This is a genomic window from Butyricimonas paravirosa (assembly GCF_032878955.1).
Taxonomy (GTDB): domain Bacteria; phylum Bacteroidota; class Bacteroidia; order Bacteroidales; family Marinifilaceae; genus Butyricimonas; species Butyricimonas paravirosa.
The window spans coordinates 1,175,225-1,190,526 of sequence record NZ_CP043839.1 but is presented as its reverse complement, the minus strand read 5'-3'; the positions used below and the strand labels follow the sequence as shown (position 1 = coordinate 1,190,526).

12 protein-coding genes are annotated in these 15,302 nt (G+C 48.3%); 5 read left to right on the top strand and 7 right to left on the bottom strand.

Going from position 1 to position 15,302, the window contains the following annotated elements:
* Positions 1-39: 39 nt before the first annotated feature.
* Genes F1644_RS05055 through F1644_RS05030 form a run of 6 tightly spaced genes read right to left on the bottom strand, consistent with a single transcriptional unit; the run spans position 40 to position 6,032 of the window.
* Positions 40-2,013, bottom strand: a complete 1,974-nt coding sequence (locus F1644_RS05055) for a carbohydrate-binding domain-containing protein (RefSeq protein WP_118305821.1) — start codon at positions 2,011-2,013, stop codon at positions 40-42.
* 6 nt (positions 2,014-2,019) lie between these two features.
* Positions 2,020-2,748 (bottom strand): LytR/AlgR family response regulator transcription factor, encoded by a 729-nt coding sequence (locus F1644_RS05050; RefSeq protein WP_118305822.1) that lies wholly within the window; start codon positions 2,746-2,748, stop codon positions 2,020-2,022.
* Positions 2,745-3,917, bottom strand: a complete 1,173-nt coding sequence (locus F1644_RS05045) for a sensor histidine kinase (protein ID WP_118305823.1) — start codon at positions 3,915-3,917, stop codon at positions 2,745-2,747. Before F1644_RS05045 ends, F1644_RS05050 begins: the two co-directional genes overlap by 4 nt.
* Positions 3,918-3,921: 4 nt before the next feature.
* Positions 3,922-4,587, bottom strand: a complete 666-nt coding sequence (locus tag F1644_RS05040; RefSeq protein ID WP_118305824.1) for a DUF2490 domain-containing protein — start codon at positions 4,585-4,587, stop codon at positions 3,922-3,924.
* Between the two features lie 4 nt (positions 4,588-4,591).
* Positions 4,592-5,272 (bottom strand): DUF4956 domain-containing protein, encoded by a 681-nt coding sequence (locus tag F1644_RS05035; RefSeq protein WP_118305825.1) that lies wholly within the window; start codon positions 5,270-5,272, stop codon positions 4,592-4,594.
* Complete coding sequence (locus tag F1644_RS05030) at positions 5,256-6,032, bottom strand: polyphosphate polymerase domain-containing protein (RefSeq protein WP_118305826.1); 777 nt, start codon at positions 6,030-6,032, stop codon at positions 5,256-5,258. Before F1644_RS05030 ends, F1644_RS05035 begins: the two co-directional genes overlap by 17 nt.
* Positions 6,033-6,227: 195 nt before the next feature.
* On the opposite strand from F1644_RS05030, the gene F1644_RS05025 reads away from it, so the two are divergent.
* The 5 genes from F1644_RS05025 to F1644_RS05005 all read left to right on the top strand — a co-directional run bounded on the left by F1644_RS05025 (position 6,228) and on the right by F1644_RS05005 (position 13,480).
* Positions 6,228-7,580 (top strand): sigma-54-dependent transcriptional regulator, encoded by a 1,353-nt coding sequence (locus F1644_RS05025; protein ID WP_118305827.1) that lies wholly within the window; start codon positions 6,228-6,230, stop codon positions 7,578-7,580.
* Between the two features lie 402 nt (positions 7,581-7,982).
* Positions 7,983-9,680, top strand: coding sequence for a potassium-transporting ATPase subunit KdpA (kdpA, locus tag F1644_RS05020; RefSeq protein ID WP_118305828.1), 1,698 nt, complete (start codon positions 7,983-7,985; stop codon positions 9,678-9,680).
* A gap of 27 nt (positions 9,681-9,707) precedes the next feature.
* The gene (gene kdpB / locus F1644_RS05015) at positions 9,708-11,747 is read left to right on the top strand and encodes a potassium-transporting ATPase subunit KdpB (RefSeq protein ID WP_087422240.1); all 2,040 of its coding nucleotides are present in this window, start codon (positions 9,708-9,710) and stop codon (positions 11,745-11,747) included.
* Positions 11,748-11,774: 27 nt separating this feature from the next.
* On the top strand, positions 11,775-12,350 hold the full coding sequence (locus F1644_RS05010) for a K(+)-transporting ATPase subunit C (protein WP_118305831.1): 576 nt from the start codon (positions 11,775-11,777) through the stop codon (positions 12,348-12,350).
* Positions 12,351-12,685: 335 nt separating this feature from the next.
* Positions 12,686-13,480: a hypothetical protein gene (locus F1644_RS05005; protein ID WP_229782482.1), complete on the top strand. Its 795-nt coding sequence runs from the start codon at positions 12,686-12,688 to the stop codon at positions 13,478-13,480.
* 364 nt (positions 13,481-13,844) lie between these two features.
* On the opposite strand, the gene F1644_RS05000 is transcribed toward F1644_RS05005, so the two are convergent.
* The gene (locus F1644_RS05000; protein ID WP_118305829.1) at positions 13,845-15,203 is read right to left on the bottom strand and encodes an efflux transporter outer membrane subunit; all 1,359 of its coding nucleotides are present in this window, start codon (positions 15,201-15,203) and stop codon (positions 13,845-13,847) included.
* Positions 15,204-15,302: the final 99 nt, after the last annotated feature.

The following is a 15,302-nucleotide window of genomic DNA, read 5'->3' as shown; positions in this document are numbered from 1 at the left end:
AGACTCTCTCCCCATCTTTTCCTAAGGTAATAACCTCCCCTAGTCTCCACCGAAGCTGCCCGGTCCGTTTGGCCGTCCTCCTCCGCCACTTGTGGAACCAACAGAGGTTACCATGGAATTTGTGGTAAAGGTTGTTACCGAACTACCGCCCGTGTAGGTTGCGTTCGTGTGTAACCCGTGGAATTCAGTGCCACCTGCCACGCTACCGCCCGTGCTTACGGTGTAAGTCGTGTTCGCAGCGAGGGAGGGGCTACTGAATAGGAAGGTTAATTGTGTGTATGATCTCGGTAATTGGTAGGTTAATATACTCGTTCCATCCGGAGATTGGATGTTTATAATTTGTCCTTCGGTTCCGGAGGTCCCGTAAACGAGAGAGTGTTGGGTGCAGGTCTTTGTGGTCGGGGTACTGGTACTCCCGCCTGTTCCGATGATGATTCCCCCGGTGATTGTAAAAGTGTTCTGGTCGCAATCGAATCCTTCTTCCGGCATGGTTGTGCCGGAGGCAATCACGGTACCTCCCGTAATGGTGAGGGTTCCATTGGAGTCAATGCCATCATTGTTGGAGCTGTAACAGTAGATCATTCCGCCATTGATCACGATAGCATTCGCCGCGTTAATACAATCGTCGTAGGCGATAACTTCTATCGTTCCGCTTTCAATTGTGAGGGTGGCTTTGCTTTCTATACCTTCGCTATTCTCGCCCCCGGTTGTTTTAACAGTGACGTTACTACCTTTAATCGTGAGATTTCCATCGCTTTTAATACCTTTGGCCGAGGCGTCCAGACGACCGTATATATAAGGTTTACCCGTGGTTGTCACATTTACCGTGCAATTCTCAATCGTGAGAGTTCCGTCACAGTTAATGCCTTTACCCGCGGAGCCGCTACTGGTGACCGTTAGAGTGGTTCCGGGATTGGTTATTTTAAAACTGCCGTCACATTTTATGCCTGCCGCCGAGGATATGTCATTACTCTCGTAGAAGGCGTTGCCCGTGGTGGTAATGTCTAATGTACCCCCGGTAATCACGACGTGTCCCCCGGATTTGATTCCCTTGGAGGCCTCGCCCGAGACGGCGAGACGGAGGTCCCCGCCGTTAATGGTGGTGTTACTTTCGCTTTTTATTGCCATACCTTTTTGCCCACTCGTCGTGATCGTTAGGTTACCCCCGTTAATCTTGATGAAAGGGGAGATCGTGTAATCATTGTCCTCGCAGGATGCGACAATCCCGTCGTCCGTGCTGTTTATTGTGATCTCTCCCCCGTTGATTTCGATACAGCCTTTCTCACATTCAATCCCGTCACCGGAGGCGTTGATGTGGAGTGTACCTCCATCTATCAGCACGTAATCATTAGCATGGATGCCGTCTTTCACGGCTTGCTGTATGGAGAGAGTAACGCCTGCCCGGATGCGCACGTAGTCATCGCTACAAATGCCATGTTTGTAGTTGGCGGTGATGTTCAGCGAACCGGTACCGCTAAAGACCAATTGTCCTTCACTGAAGAAACAGGCTTTCATGTCCTCGCTGCCGGAAGAGGTGTAGGAAGTTCCGTCCGTGAGGGTGTTCGTCGTGTTGTCGGGTAGTACGACGTAAGCTCGTTTACCCGATTGTATGTTGATGGCGGGACCGTCAGGGTTAGTCAGATTTACGGTGTTTAGTGTCAGTTTGAATTTTTTATCGCTGTATAGTTTGAACATTCCGTCGGGAGAGGTTCCCGACAAGATATATTCTACTTGATCAATAGAAGAGGTGATTGTCACGTCGGCCCCGTTACATGATACACTTACTCCCGTGGGGAGGGAGGAAACCGTGGCATTATTCCCGGAGTACTTGATCGTGACGGTAGAGGTAAACGTGGCGTTTTCCACGAAGTCTTCCGGATCAGATTCCAGTACGTCGTTGATGGTAATCTCTTCCGGATCATCAACAAGATCCGGAAGGTCTGTATCCGATTTGCTACATGCCCAAGCGATGTCAATAGCAATGAATAGGGCAAGGTACACGTATTTTTTCATGGTAGTTTATTTTTTGATTAACGAATTTGTATCAAGAAATCGGTTAAAGTTATCCTTGTACTGGTCGCCCACGGGGATATAGGTGTCCGGGGCGAAAATGATCCGGTTGCGAGCAACTTCCTTCACTTTGTCGAGATGTACGATATAGGAGCGATGCACTCGCATGAAACGGTTGGTGGGTAGCCGTTCCTCGATTGCTTTCAGGCTGAGAAGTGTCATGACGGGTGGTTGGTTTTCCCGAAAAATCCGGGCGTATTCGCTTTGTCCCTCGATGTAGAGAATGTCCCGGAAATCTATCCGGATCATCTTGTAATCGGCTTTCACGAAGAGACTATCGGGGGTTTCGCCTTCCTCGCTGCGGTTGAGAGGACGTGAGAATAACTCGTGTTGCAACCTCGCTTTGTCGGCGGCATGGAGAAAGTCCTGATAATTGAATGGTTTTAACAGATAATCGGTTGCATCGACTTTGAACCCCTCAAGCGCGAATTCCGAGTAGGCCGTGGTAAAAATGATCATCGGTTTTCGGACCAGAGATTTCACGAAATCCATACCGCTGAGATCGGGCATATTGATGTCGATAAACATCAGGTCTATTTCCTTTTCCGAGAGAACCCGCATGGCTTCCAGTGCGCTGGAACATGAACTTTCCAGTTCAAGAAATGGGGTTCTCTTGATATAGTCACCCAGTTTTCGCAGGGCGAGGGGTTCATCGTCGATAGCAATACAACTGATCATGATTCTATTGGAATAATAAGGTTTACACTAAACGAGTTTTCTTCGGCACGGGTTTCCAAGATGTATTTGTCACCATAGAGTAGTTGGAGCCGTTTGGTCACGTTTTCCAGCCCGATACCGGAAGGGTTATGGGTATCACTGAAGTTACTGTTCACGATGTAGAATGAGAGTTCTTTTTCCCGTGTTTCCAGCATGATATGAACGAATGAGGGATGCTGGTAGCTGATCCCGTGTTTGAATGCGTTCTCTATGAACGAGATAAAAAGAAGTGGCGGGATCTGCACGTCCGGCAGGTTGTCCGCTATATTTACGCTGATGTCGATGGAGTCCGTGTAGCGAATCCGCATCAAGGCGATGTAGTTGTTCAGTAACGTGATTTCTTTTTGGAGAGAAATTATCGGTTGACTTGAATCATAGAGGATGTATCTCATGATTTTAGAGAGTTCGATCACCGATTCTTTGGCTTTTTCCGTGTCAACGTCAATCAGGGCGTGAATGTTGTTCAGCGTGTTCATGAAGAAATGCGGGTTGATCTGGTGTTTCAGATATTCCAGTTCGGTTTGCAGGTTTTGTTTTTCCAGTTCTTTCAAGTGGCGATCGTCCCGGATGGATTTGAACAGAAGTTTGATTGCTACGTTGAATCCGACCATGAGAATAGCCAGCAGGAGTTGGTTGAAAAACGGATTGCGAGGGAATGGGGCCTTGAATTTGAACGGGGCCTTTTTCGCTTGTTGAGGTTGCATTTGTTCCTTCTTTTCCGGTAGGGGCATTTGTTCACCGGACGGGGGGGTGAAACGTTCACCGCCGGGGCCTCTTTCTCCGGGGCGTGGAGCGTTTTCAAACGGACGTTCGGTAAATGGCCGGGGATGGGGGATTGTTTGACGGGTTTCAAACGGGTTATATATGAAAATCACAAGGATAACTCCCAGCGTGACAATGAGGTATTGCCACGGTTTCTTATCCAGCAGGAAAAAGGGTAACAGGAGGTAGTTGTGAACGCAGAAGAGCATGAAGAAAGGGAGAATAATCATCCATTCCCGTGAAATGTCGTCCCAGTTAAGGCCTGTTTCCCGGTCGAAGTGTAATACGGGAACGGCGAATACGATGATCCATGCCAGCGCATAAACTAAGTTTTCCAGTATTCTTTGTCGTTGTTCGGTGTTTTTCATGGTGTTAAAACTTATGCGTGTAACCTAATCCTAGCATCTGTTTCCCGTTTGATTCGTCGTCATCCGTGAAGTTCACGTAACGGTAATACAGTTGAAGGGCGTTCTTTTTATTGAGTTTATAGCAGCTGCCGATGATGTATTTCAGGCGATCCATGCTGTTGCCTTGCGGGTTATTCAGCGTGTTGTACCATTCGATGGAGGCGAACGGTTCGAAGGCTGACCGGCGTATGTCGTATTCTACTTTCAGACGGCTACGGAGGTAAAGTTTTGGATTTGCCCGTTTTGCCGTTTCTTTCACGTGTACCCGGTAGGTACTCTGAAACCGTTCCCGCAGGGAGAACGTGAAACGACGTAATTTGTAGGAACCCGTGAAATAGAAATAGTAGCGGTGGCGCGTTTCCCAATCTTTGGAGGGATGATTGTAGTTAATTAGATTGTACGCGCCGCCCGCTTTCAGGTGGTTGCAGACCCGATAAGAAATTTCTAGCGTGGTTGAAAAACGATCTATTTCTTGGAAGTTGTCACGGAGGCGGAAATCTTCTTCCAGCGTGATCGTGAACTTTGGGAATATCTTTTTGGAGAGTTCAATGCTAAATGAATTCTCTAGGTTGTCTTGTGCCGTCAGGGGCAGGACTGAAAGTAATAATATTATGATCGTGATGTAGCGCATGGTGTTATTCTCCTTCTTTTGGGAATTTGGTTAAATGATCCACGGTGTTTGTTTCCCGGCTGTCCGATTCGTAGTAAACTTTGATGAACGCGGCATCCCGAAGGAAGTCGATATGTCCGATCTCGATCTTTTGTATGTGTAGCCCCGTGCGGGCGGAGAGGTCTGCGATGAGTTCTTCCCGTTTGTCGGGCGTGATAAGTTGAATCCGGTCGTAAAGGATCAGTTTGCTACTCGTGTGTTTCAGCCATCTCTCGCTTTCCAACAGGCAGGTCACGAGCAGGAAGATGGCGTTTGTCACGAGCATCTCGGTGAGGCCCACTTGGATGGACAGGGCGTTGATAACGGACAAAGCCGTGATCGTGAACAAGTAGGTCATTTCCCGGATAGGCACGGATTCTGTACGGTAGCGGATGATCCCGAAGATGGCGAAAATACCGAGAGCGAAACCGATTTTCAGTTTCACGCTGCCGAGCAGGAAGATAAGGAAGAACACGCTGATACTGATTAGGGTGAACGTGAAGTAGTAGTCCCGGCGTTTGCTTTTCGGGTAGTAGAAGAAATGAATGATGATTCCGACCACGATAAAGTTGAAGACGAACCGGAACAAGAGTTGCCAGAGGTCTGCCATGTCTATCAAGGGAGTTTCGGATAGCAGGTCTTCCGTGAGGTCAAGAAAAGAGTTCATAATTCAAGGTTTTATTAATTTGTATGAGGATAGGTTTGAATCGGTTTTGTTTTAATGCCGGATCGGTCAGCACGGAGCCGATACAGAATTTACTGAACCCGCCTGGGTGGATATGGTGATCGACAAGTAGCTGACGGGCAAGTGACGGGCGGTTGCCGTCCTGTTTCAGCTCGATAATCACGAGATCGGGAAGGGATTGCTCCCTACCCGTGTGAAGATTACGGAACCGGATGTTCGTGTCGATCGTTAGGCGTTCCGTTTTATCCCGGTTGACGAGAGTCACTCGTTCGAAATAGTTTTCCAGGCAGGGCCGTAGTTCGTCAGTCCCGAAAAGGGTATGACGGCTCAGAAAGTCGTTGTCCGCGGGGCAAATAACTTGTCGTGTTTCCGGTAACAGGATCCTCTTTTTGTCTGTACGGCCTTTATTACTCTTGTCTTTGATCTCTAAAAAGGTTTGCCGGGTGTCGGCATATTCCCGTATTCTGATTTTCTCCCGGCTCTTTTTCCCGTTATGGTGGGCGAGGTACATCGCGTTGTGGGGTGTATCATAATAAATGGTATGGTAGGATGCGATGCGCCTGCCCATGACTTCCTGCACGAGGTAGTCTTTTCCAAAACACGGAAGAAGGTGTAACCAATTTGTCGAATTTGTAATAAATTTTGTATCTATCCGGTTCATCAAGCGTACCTTTCCCATTTCATCCAGCGTGATGGGGGTGAAACGAGAAAGTTGGGGTTCTATTTGTAAGTTGATGAACATGATGTTTTTTCTTGCTTGTTGAGTAAAAGTAAGATAGATCGTGATAATTCTGAAAAATAATCAATAAAGAGCCGTTTTTTATCTACGAATAGGCGAATGTTATCTATTGGTTTTTAGGTGAAAGTCGTTTTTGAAAACCCGTGTTCTTTTTAATGTAATAAAATGATTGTATCTTCGTACCCATATTGGCGTTTTATGAATAAAGTACTGATTATAGACGATGAAGATCAATTAAGGGGATTATTATCCCGGATTATAGGGCTGGAGGGGTACGAGGTCTTCCAGGCGGATTCCTGCAAGAACGGGTTAAAGCAATTGGCTTTGCACGATCCGGATGTGGTGTTGTGTGACGTGCGTTTGCCGGACGGGAACGGGGTGGAGTTGATTGCGGAGATCAAGCGGGTAAAGCCGCTGGTGGAGGTGATCATGCTGACGGCCCACGGGAATATTCCCGACGGGGTGCAGGCGATCAAAAACGGGGCATTTGATTATCTCACGAAAGGGGATGATAATAACCGGATTATCCCGTTGATCAGTCGGGCTATGGATCAGGTGGCAAAGGCCAAGCAGGAGAGTCAGGCGGAGATTCCGATGGATCGGGAATACTCGTTTGACACGATTCTGGGGAGTTCAATGGCAATCCGGGAGGCCATTGCGCTGGCAAAGAAGGTTTCCGTGACGGATGTCCCCGTGCTATTAACGGGGGAAACCGGAACGGGGAAAGAGGTGTTCGCGCAGGCGATTCACCGGAATAGCGAACGGGCCAAGAAGTCTTTCGTGGCGGTGAATTGTGCGGCTTTCAGCAAGGAATTGCTGGAAAGCGAGATGTTTGGACATAAAGCGGGTTCTTTCACGGGCGCTTTGAAGGACAAAAAGGGATTGTTCGAAGAGGCGAATCACGGCACGATATTCTTGGATGAGATCGGGGAAATGGCGTTTGATTTGCAGGCGAAGTTGCTGCGTATTCTGGAGGCTGGTGAATTTATTAAAATAGGAGATACGAAACCCACGAAGGTGGACGTGCGGGTGATCGCAGCCACGAACCGGGATTTGACAAAAGAGATCGGGAACGGGCATTTCCGGGAGGATTTATATTACCGGCTTTCCGTCTTCTGTATTCCGTTACCGCCATTGCGGGAACGGGTGGAGGATATAGAAGTGTACGCGCGGGCTTTCGTGCAATATTTCGGGGCGAAGATGAAGAAGAAGGGGTTGGAGATTCATCCGGATTACATGGAATGTTTGAAACGTTACGGCTGGCATGGAAATGTCCGGGAATTGCGTAACGTGGTGGAACGGAGTATCGTGATCGCGGGAGAGGGGCAGTTGACGGTGGATGATCTGCCGCTTGAATTGCGACGTCCGGTCCCGGCTGCGGGAGAAACGGGAGGATTTTCCGATTTCGACATGGCGAATATCGAGAAGAATCATATCCGGAGGGTTCTTCAACACACGGGGGGCAACAAGACGGAGGCTGCCCGGTTGATGCGTATCGGGTTAACTACTTTGTACCGTAAAATCGAGGAATACGGGTTGGGAGACAAATAACAAGTATCGTTCGTTTGTTTTCCGTTTTGCTATACCGAAATGAAAGGATGACCTTTTCATTTTGGTAGGGTTTCTTGTCTTTTATTCTTTCCTATAAGGATGTTTATATTCTTGTTTCATAGATGGTTATAATAATTGTTCCTTCGTGTGGCATACCATTGGTATCACAAGAGCAAAGATTATTGAATTAATATATGAAATTATGGAACAGGTATTATCATTTATTTTCTTGTGTCTGACAGGCGTCGTCTGTTACTGGTTTTTCTTTAAGTGTATTGATTGGTTTGAGAAGATTTAAAGGAGGAAAAGATGTTTACGGTATTATTTATTTTTAGTGTGGTGATGTTCGGGTACATGATGTATGTACTGGTTCGGCCCGAGAAATTTTAGATAAAATAAGAAATGAATACAGAGATTCTAGGTAGTGTATTGCAAGTCGTCCTGTTGGTGGTACTGGCTTATCCGTTGGGGCGTTACATTGCAAAAGTGTACAAAGGGGAGCGTGTATGGACGGATTTTATGGCTCCCGTGGAGAGATGGATGTTTAAATTAGGCGGTATAAACCCGGAAGAGTCAATGAACTGGAAGAAATTCTTGGTGGCATTGTTGACGATCAACCTGTTTTGGTTCTTCTGGGGAATGTTCCTTCTGGTCTTCCAGGGGCATCTGCCGTTGAACCCGGATGGGAATGTGGGACAAACACCCGATCAGGCGTTCAACACCTGTATCAGTTTCATGGTAAACTGTAATTTGCAGCATTATAGCGGTGAATCGGGATTGACTTATTTCACCCAGTTGTTCGTGATCATGTTGTTTCAGTTTATCACTGCCGCCACGGGTATGGCCGCGTTGGCCGGGATATTCCGGGCGATGGCTGCCAAAACGACACGGGATTTCGGTAACTTCTGGGCGTTGCTCGTGAAGAGTTGTACCCGAATCTTGTTACCGTTAGCTTTGGTTGTTGGTTTTATCTTGATCATAGAAGGTGTTCCGATGGGCTTTGACGGGAGAATGGAAGTGACCACGTTGGAGGGACAGACCCAGATGATTTCACAGGGACCGACGGCTGCCATCGTGCCGATCAAGCAGTTAGGGACCAATGGCGGTGGTTATTTCGGGGTGAATTCTTCCCATCCTTTGGAAAATCCGACTTTCCTGACGAACATGACGGAATGTTGGTCGATATTAATTATCCCGATGGCGATGGTGTTCGCGCTGGGATTCTACTTGAAACGCAAAAAGTTAGCATACACGATCTTCGGAGTGATGTTATTTGCCTTCCTTGTGGGTGTTTTTGCCGCTCATTATTTTGAAATGCGAGGCAGTGAGCAGATCAACGAGCTGGGAGTAGCCCAAGAGCTGGGAAGCATGGAAGGTAAAGAAATCCGTATCGGTTCCGCGGGTACGGCCCTGTGGAGCCAGGTGACTACGGTAACATCCAATGGTTCCGTGAACGGTATGCACGATAGCCTGACTCCCATCACGGGAATGTTCACGATGTTGAACATGATGATAAACTGTTGGTTCGGCGGTGTCGGAGTGGGATTCATGAATTACTACGTGTTTATCATCATAGCCGTGTTTATCAGTGGATTGATGGTCGGGCGTACCCCGGAGTTCCTAGGGAAGAAGGTGGAGGCGAGAGAGATGAAGATCGCCATGATCGTGGCATTGGCTCACCCGTTCTTTATCTTGTTGTTCACGGCGATAGCTAGTTTTTTGGCGGCTCACAATCCCGAACTGGCGGGAGCTTGGCTGAATAACCCTTCGTTCCACGGTTTAAGCGAGATGCTATACGAGTACACCTCTTCGGCTGCCAATAACGGTTCCGGTTTCGAGGGATTGAGCGATAACACCTATTTTTGGAACTACACGTGCGGTATCGTGCTGATCATGGGACGTTACCTCCCGATTGTCGGTCAGGTGGCCATTGCCGGGTTGCTGGCAAGTAAGAAGTTTATCCCGGAGAGCGCGGGTACGCTAAAGACGGACACGACGACTTTTGCCGTCATGACTTTCCTCGTAATCTTTATCGTGGCAGCCTTGTCGTTCTTCCCGGCATTGACGTTAGGGCCTATCGCTGATTATTTATCATTTTAGAATTTGAATTATAAATCGTGTATGAATATGAAATCCAATAAATCAACTTCACTTTTCCCGCGGGAATTGGTGCTGGAGAGCTTGAAGCAGTCGTTCGTGAAGTTAAACCCGCGGCTGATGGTAAAGAATCCCGTGATGTTCACGGTGGAGATTTGTACGGTGTTGATGATTGTTGCCACGTTGTATTTTCTTTTTGCCGGGATCACGGATCAAGGGTCATTCGGTTATAACGTGGCTGTTTCCATCATATTATTTATCACCTTGTTGTTTGCCAATTTCGCCGAGGCTATCGCCGAAGCGAGAGGGAAGGCACAGGCTGATAGTTTACGAAAAACGAGAGAGGAGACTCCGGCGAAGATGATCGTGAACGGTAAAGTACAGGTGATCAGTAGCTCTCAATTGAAGAAAGGAGATGTCTTCGAGTGTGAGGCCGGGGACGTGATTCCTTCCGACGGGGAAATTATCGAGGGATTAGCCTCTATTGACGAGAGTGCCATCACGGGTGAGAGCGCCCCGGTGATCCGCGAGGCGGGAGGGGACAAGAGTTCCGTGACCGGGGGAACCAAGGTCCTTTCCGATAAGATCCGTGTACAGGTGACGACCCAGCCGGGTGAGAGCTTTTTGGATAAGATGATCGCTCTGGTGGAAGGTGCATCTCGCCAGAAGACCCCGAACGAGATCGCGCTGACCATCCTGTTGGCCGGGTTCACGCTGGTGTTCGTGATTGTCTGCGCGACGCTGAAACCTTTTGGTGATTACGTGGGAACCAATATCACGGTGGCAGCTTTTATATCTCTGTTCGTGTGCTTGATCCCGACGACAATCGGGGGATTGCTTTCGGCGATCGGTATCGCCGGGATGGACCGGGCGTTACGTGCCAACGTGATTACAAAATCGGGTAAGGCGGTCGAAACGGCGGGTGACGTAGATACGTTGTTGTTGGATAAAACAGGTACGATCACGATCGGTAACCGGAAGGCCACTCGTTTTTATCCTTCTGCCGGGGTGGATGAACAGCATTTCGTGAGAGCTTGTATGTTGTCTTCGCTTTCCGACGAGACACCGGAAGGAAAGTCTATCGTGGAACTAGGGCGGGAGAGTCATCTCCGGATGAGGGATATTGACACGGCCGTGACTCGGATGATCAAGTTTACTGCCGAAACCCGTTGTTCCGGGGTGGACTTGGCAGACGGTACCCGGATTCGGAAAGGGGCTTTCGATTCCATTCGTGCGATCGCGGAGAGAGCCGGGAACGAATTTCCGCTGGAAACGGAACAAAGGATCCGCACGATTTCCGGTAACGGGGGAACCCCGCTGGTGGTTTGCGAGAACGAGAAGATTCTGGGTGTTATCGAGTTACAGGATATTATAAAGCCGGGTATCCGGGAACGTTTCGAGCGGTTGCGTAAAATGGGTGTGAAAACGGTGATGGTGACAGGGGATAACCCGTTGACTGCAAAGTATATTGCTCAGAAAGCCGGTGTGGATGATTTTATTGCCGAGGCAAAACCGGAAGACAAGATGGAGTACATCCGGAAGGAACAGCAAGAGGGAAAATTGGTGGCCATGATGGGAGACGGAACGAATGATGCCCCGGCCTTGGCACAGGCCGACGTGGGGGTTGCTATGAACAGTGGAACACAGGCAGCGAAAGAGGCGGGAAATATGGTCGATTTGGACAATGACCCGACGAAGTTAATCGAAATAGTAGAAATCGGGAAGCAGCTATTGATGACACGGGGTACGTTGACCACGTTCAGTATAGCGAACGATGTCGCCAAGTATTTCGCTATCGTTCCTGCCTTGTTCATGGCAACAATTCCCTCGCTGGGCGTGTTGAATATCATGGGATTACACAGCCCTGAAAGCGCGATTCTTTCTGCGGTGATCTTTAACGCTGTTATCATCCCGTTACTGATTCCGTTGGCGTTGAAGGGGGTGGCTTACAAACCGATCGGAGCCTCAGCCTTGTTACGTCGGAATATGCTGATCTACGGGTTGGGAGGTATTATTGCCCCGTTTATTGGGATTAAGTTGATCGATCTACTGATCGGTTGGTTATTATAAAATGGAAACTTGTAAATGAAGATAATCATGAAATCGAATTTATTGAAATCATTCAGATTGACCCTTGTATTTTGTGTCTTTTTTAGTGTTTTCTACATACTTGTCCTTTGGTTGTTTGCCAAGGTGGCAGGACCGAACGGTGGAAACGCCGAGGTGGCAGTGCTTGGCGAAAAAGTGGTCGGGGGTGCTAACGTGGGACAGAATTTCACGAAGGATATTTATTTCTGGGGACGGCCTTCCTGTGCCGGTGACGGGTACGATGCAACCAGTTCGGCCGGAAGTAATAAGGCAACGACGAACCCGGAGTATCTGAAAGAGGTGGAGAGTCGTATCGATACTTTTCTCGTGAAACATCCCTACCTGAAACGGGAGGAAGTTCCTGCCGATATTGTGACGGCCAGCGGCAGCGGTTTGGACCCGGATATTTCCGTGGCTTCGGCTTACGTGCAGGTGAAACGGGTTGCCGAAGCTCGGGGAATGTCGGAAGAGGCGGTGAAAGCGATTGTTGAAAAGGTGAAACAAGGCCCCTTGTTGGGGATGTTCGGCCCGTCGAAAGTGAATGTTCTAAAACTAAATATGGCCTTGGACGAGAAAGCCGATTAGTTTGATTTAGTTAGGTGTTTATTTTGCATCGGGGGATGCGTCCATCCCCCGATTTCAAAAAAACTCCTCCGTCACTTCGTGCCACCTCTTTCTTCCCCTGCCTGAGGGGAAGTACCCCGAAGGGGGGATGGGGAGGGAGAACAGAGGAGGAGCTGGTGACTCTTCCCGAAGAAAGGGAGTATTTCAACTCTCCCTCTGTTTATAGAGGGAGTACCCCGAAGGGGGAGGGAGTTTAAAAAATGACTTTTTGGGACACCCCCGATTTCTTAAAAATGGAGGAAACGGTCGGGTGATCGCAAGGGATGTTATTACCCTTTAATTAAATAAGTTTTAATATGCAATTAGTAAAGAAAACAATGATGATGGCAGGGGCTTTGCTCCTTGCTTTAAATGTGTGTGGACAAGAGAATGTTCCCGCGGAGAAGAAGGTTGAAAAGAAGGTAACGAGTGAGAATCATGATGTCGGCAAGGTGAATTTTAAAGTGAGTGCCGACGTGGTGAGTTCTTACGTATGGCGTGGAGCTTACAATGCCGGAGCCAGTATCCAACCAACTCTAGGAATGAGTGCGGGTAACTTCTCGCTTACGGTTTGGGGATCGAAAGAGATCAGCGATTTACACAAGGAAATTGATATTACGGCTGCCTACAGTTTCGGACGTGTATCCGTGTCTGTTGCCGACTACTGGTGGGAAGGTGACAAGTTCTGGGAAAAAGAGGATAATTCTTCTGCCAAGTATTTTAATTTGGACAATCATGACACGAAACATCGTCTGGAGGCCGGGATTTCGTGGACAATTTCCGAAAGGTTTCCCTTGTCCGTGGCTTGGAACACGATGTTTTGGGGAGCTGATAAGGATGCCCGGGACGGGAAACAGAATTATTCTTCTTACGTGGAATTGAATTACCCGTTCACGGTTCGGCAGATCAACCTGACTGCAACACTGGGTTTTACTCCTTACGAGAGCCGGAATATGTATGGAACCGGAGGTTTTGATGTGTGTAATATCGCGTTATCCGCCGCGAAAGAGATTCGGATTTCAAAGAGGTTTTCCTTGCCTGTTTTTAGCCGAGTGATATTGAATCCTGCCGCGCAGGATGCACATGTTGTTTTCGGGTTCACTTTACAATAATCCTGTGCGTTTAAGGGGAAAAATCCTGTTTTTAATCGTTCAAATTAACTTACTTTGTTTCTTGTAACTTTGTGATTTGTAGTGTGTTATAAGTGATGTTACCGTATATTAGCCCTATTTCTACAACTTGGGGTACTCTTTTACGGTTCTTGATAGGTCATTGTAACATTCTGGTTACCTTAAGTTTATATGCGAAAAAGCAAGTAAAAATCAGTGATAAGTTATTTGATAGTTACCGACATTTATCGGTAACTTTACGGTAACTTTACGGTGACTTACCGGTAACTTACCGAACAAGGAGTTAAGGATTCTAAAATCTACAGTTACTAAATCTAAGATCAGTGGGAAAAATTGGGGGGATGTTTTATTGCCATCCCCCACCTAATGCCTTGTAAAGATTAACGACGGAAAGCAGTTCGTCCCGCACGGCATTGTTCAGGCCGATCTGGGCATCGAAGTAACCTCTTTGGGCATCAAGCACGTCTAGGTAACTGATCACCCCGTTAATATATTGCAAGTTGGCTAGTTCCATGTACGAGCGGGCGGCCTCTTCCAACCGGGCTCTTGATTCCCGCATATCCCGTATTTTCGAGAACGTGGTCAAGGCATTATCAACTTCCTTGAATGCGGATAGAACGGTCTGTTGATAGCTGTACGTCTCGGCCTCCAGCGCGGCACGGGCGGCTTTAAGACGAGCCCGGTTGCTCCCGGCATTGAACACGGGGGCAAGTAGTTTACCTCCCAAGTAAAAGTAAGGTGCTTTCAGGAAGTCACTGAGTTCGCTATCTTCCCGTCCGTATCTGGCCGTCAGCGTGATTTGCGGGAAAAGGCTGGTATAGGCAACCCCTACTTTCGCGTTTGCCGCTTTTAGTTTATATTCCGCTTGCCGGATGTCGGGACGGCGTTCAAGCAGGGAAGAGGGTAATCCTACCGGAAGATCGGTCAACAGCGTTTGCCGATCGATGTTTTCCCCGCGGGGGATGTCCCCGGGATAATGGCCCGTGAGCAAGGATATTTCGTTTTCTTTCAACCGGATCTGTCTTTCAAGGTCAGGAACAAGTGTCGTGGTCTTCGCTAGTTCCACTTGTGCCTGACGATAGGCTGTTTCGGAAGTCAACCCGCCTTCGAAACGTAATTTTGCCAGACGAACACTCTCTACACGAGCCTCGTAGGTCTGTTTGACAATACTTAATTCCATGTCAAGAGCCCGTAGCTCGAAATAGGCTTGTGCCACTTGTGAAACTAACGTCATGTGTAGGGCTCTTTGTCCTTCCACGGTTTGGAGATAGGCAGCCAAACTGGCCTGTGAACTCCAGCGGAGTTTTCCCCAAAGGTCAAGTTCCCAAGAGAGGGTGGCCTTCACGTTGAACGTGTTACCGGGAGAACGGTCATATTCTCTTTCAGCGAGCGCGTCTGCACCGACTTTGGGGAAGAGGTTCGCTTTCTCCATGCGGTGGGCGTAACGACTTTCTTTCACCCGGGCCGCGGCAGCCAGCAGATCCTTGTTGTAAGTGAGTGCCGTGTTGACGAGACGCTGTAACACGGTGTCCGTGTAGATCGTCGGCCATTGGATGTCAGCCACGGTCGTCGTGTCTGAACTGTTCGTGTCGGCAATTGTTGTCGGTAAATCCAGTTCCGGACGAGTATATTTTTTACCAATCTTGCAGGAAGTCGCTAGACCTCCGACAAGCACGGCAACGAGTATGATGTGATAGTGTTTCATGACTGTGATATTTGGGGGGTTATAAAGTTTGTAAAGTTCATAAGGTTTATAAAGTTTATAAGGTTTATGGACCCCTGCGGGGCGCTTTGTTGACGGCAG

What these genes read in the sequence shown, in the direction of transcription:
- F1644_RS05045 (WP_118305823.1), bottom strand. Translation starts at nt 3,917, where the DNA reads ATGAAAAACACCGAACAACGACAAAGAATACTGGAAAACTTAGTTTAT.
- F1644_RS05050 (WP_118305822.1), bottom strand. Translation starts at nt 2,748, where the DNA reads ATGATCAGTTGTATTGCTATCGACGATGAACCCCTCGCCCTGCGAAAA.
- F1644_RS05000 (WP_118305829.1), bottom strand. Translation starts at nt 15,203, where the DNA reads ATGAAACACTATCACATCATACTCGTTGCCGTGCTTGTCGGAGGTCTA.
- F1644_RS05010 (WP_118305831.1), top strand. Translation starts at nt 11,775, where the DNA reads ATGAAATCGAATTTATTGAAATCATTCAGATTGACCCTTGTATTTTGT.
- F1644_RS05040 (WP_118305824.1), bottom strand. Translation starts at nt 4,587, where the DNA reads ATGCGCTACATCACGATCATAATATTATTACTTTCAGTCCTGCCCCTG.
- F1644_RS05005 (WP_229782482.1), top strand. Translation starts at nt 12,686, where the DNA reads ATGCAATTAGTAAAGAAAACAATGATGATGGCAGGGGCTTTGCTCCTT.
- kdpB (WP_087422240.1), top strand. Translation starts at nt 9,708, where the DNA reads ATGAAATCCAATAAATCAACTTCACTTTTCCCGCGGGAATTGGTGCTG.
- kdpA (WP_118305828.1), top strand. Translation starts at nt 7,983, where the DNA reads ATGAATACAGAGATTCTAGGTAGTGTATTGCAAGTCGTCCTGTTGGTG.
- F1644_RS05030 (WP_118305826.1), bottom strand. Translation starts at nt 6,032, where the DNA reads ATGTTCATCAACTTACAAATAGAACCCCAACTTTCTCGTTTCACCCCC.
- F1644_RS05025 (WP_118305827.1), top strand. Translation starts at nt 6,228, where the DNA reads ATGAATAAAGTACTGATTATAGACGATGAAGATCAATTAAGGGGATTA.
- F1644_RS05035 (WP_118305825.1), bottom strand. Translation starts at nt 5,272, where the DNA reads ATGAACTCTTTTCTTGACCTCACGGAAGACCTGCTATCCGAAACTCCC.
- F1644_RS05055 (WP_118305821.1), bottom strand. Translation starts at nt 2,013, where the DNA reads ATGAAAAAATACGTGTACCTTGCCCTATTCATTGCTATTGACATCGCT.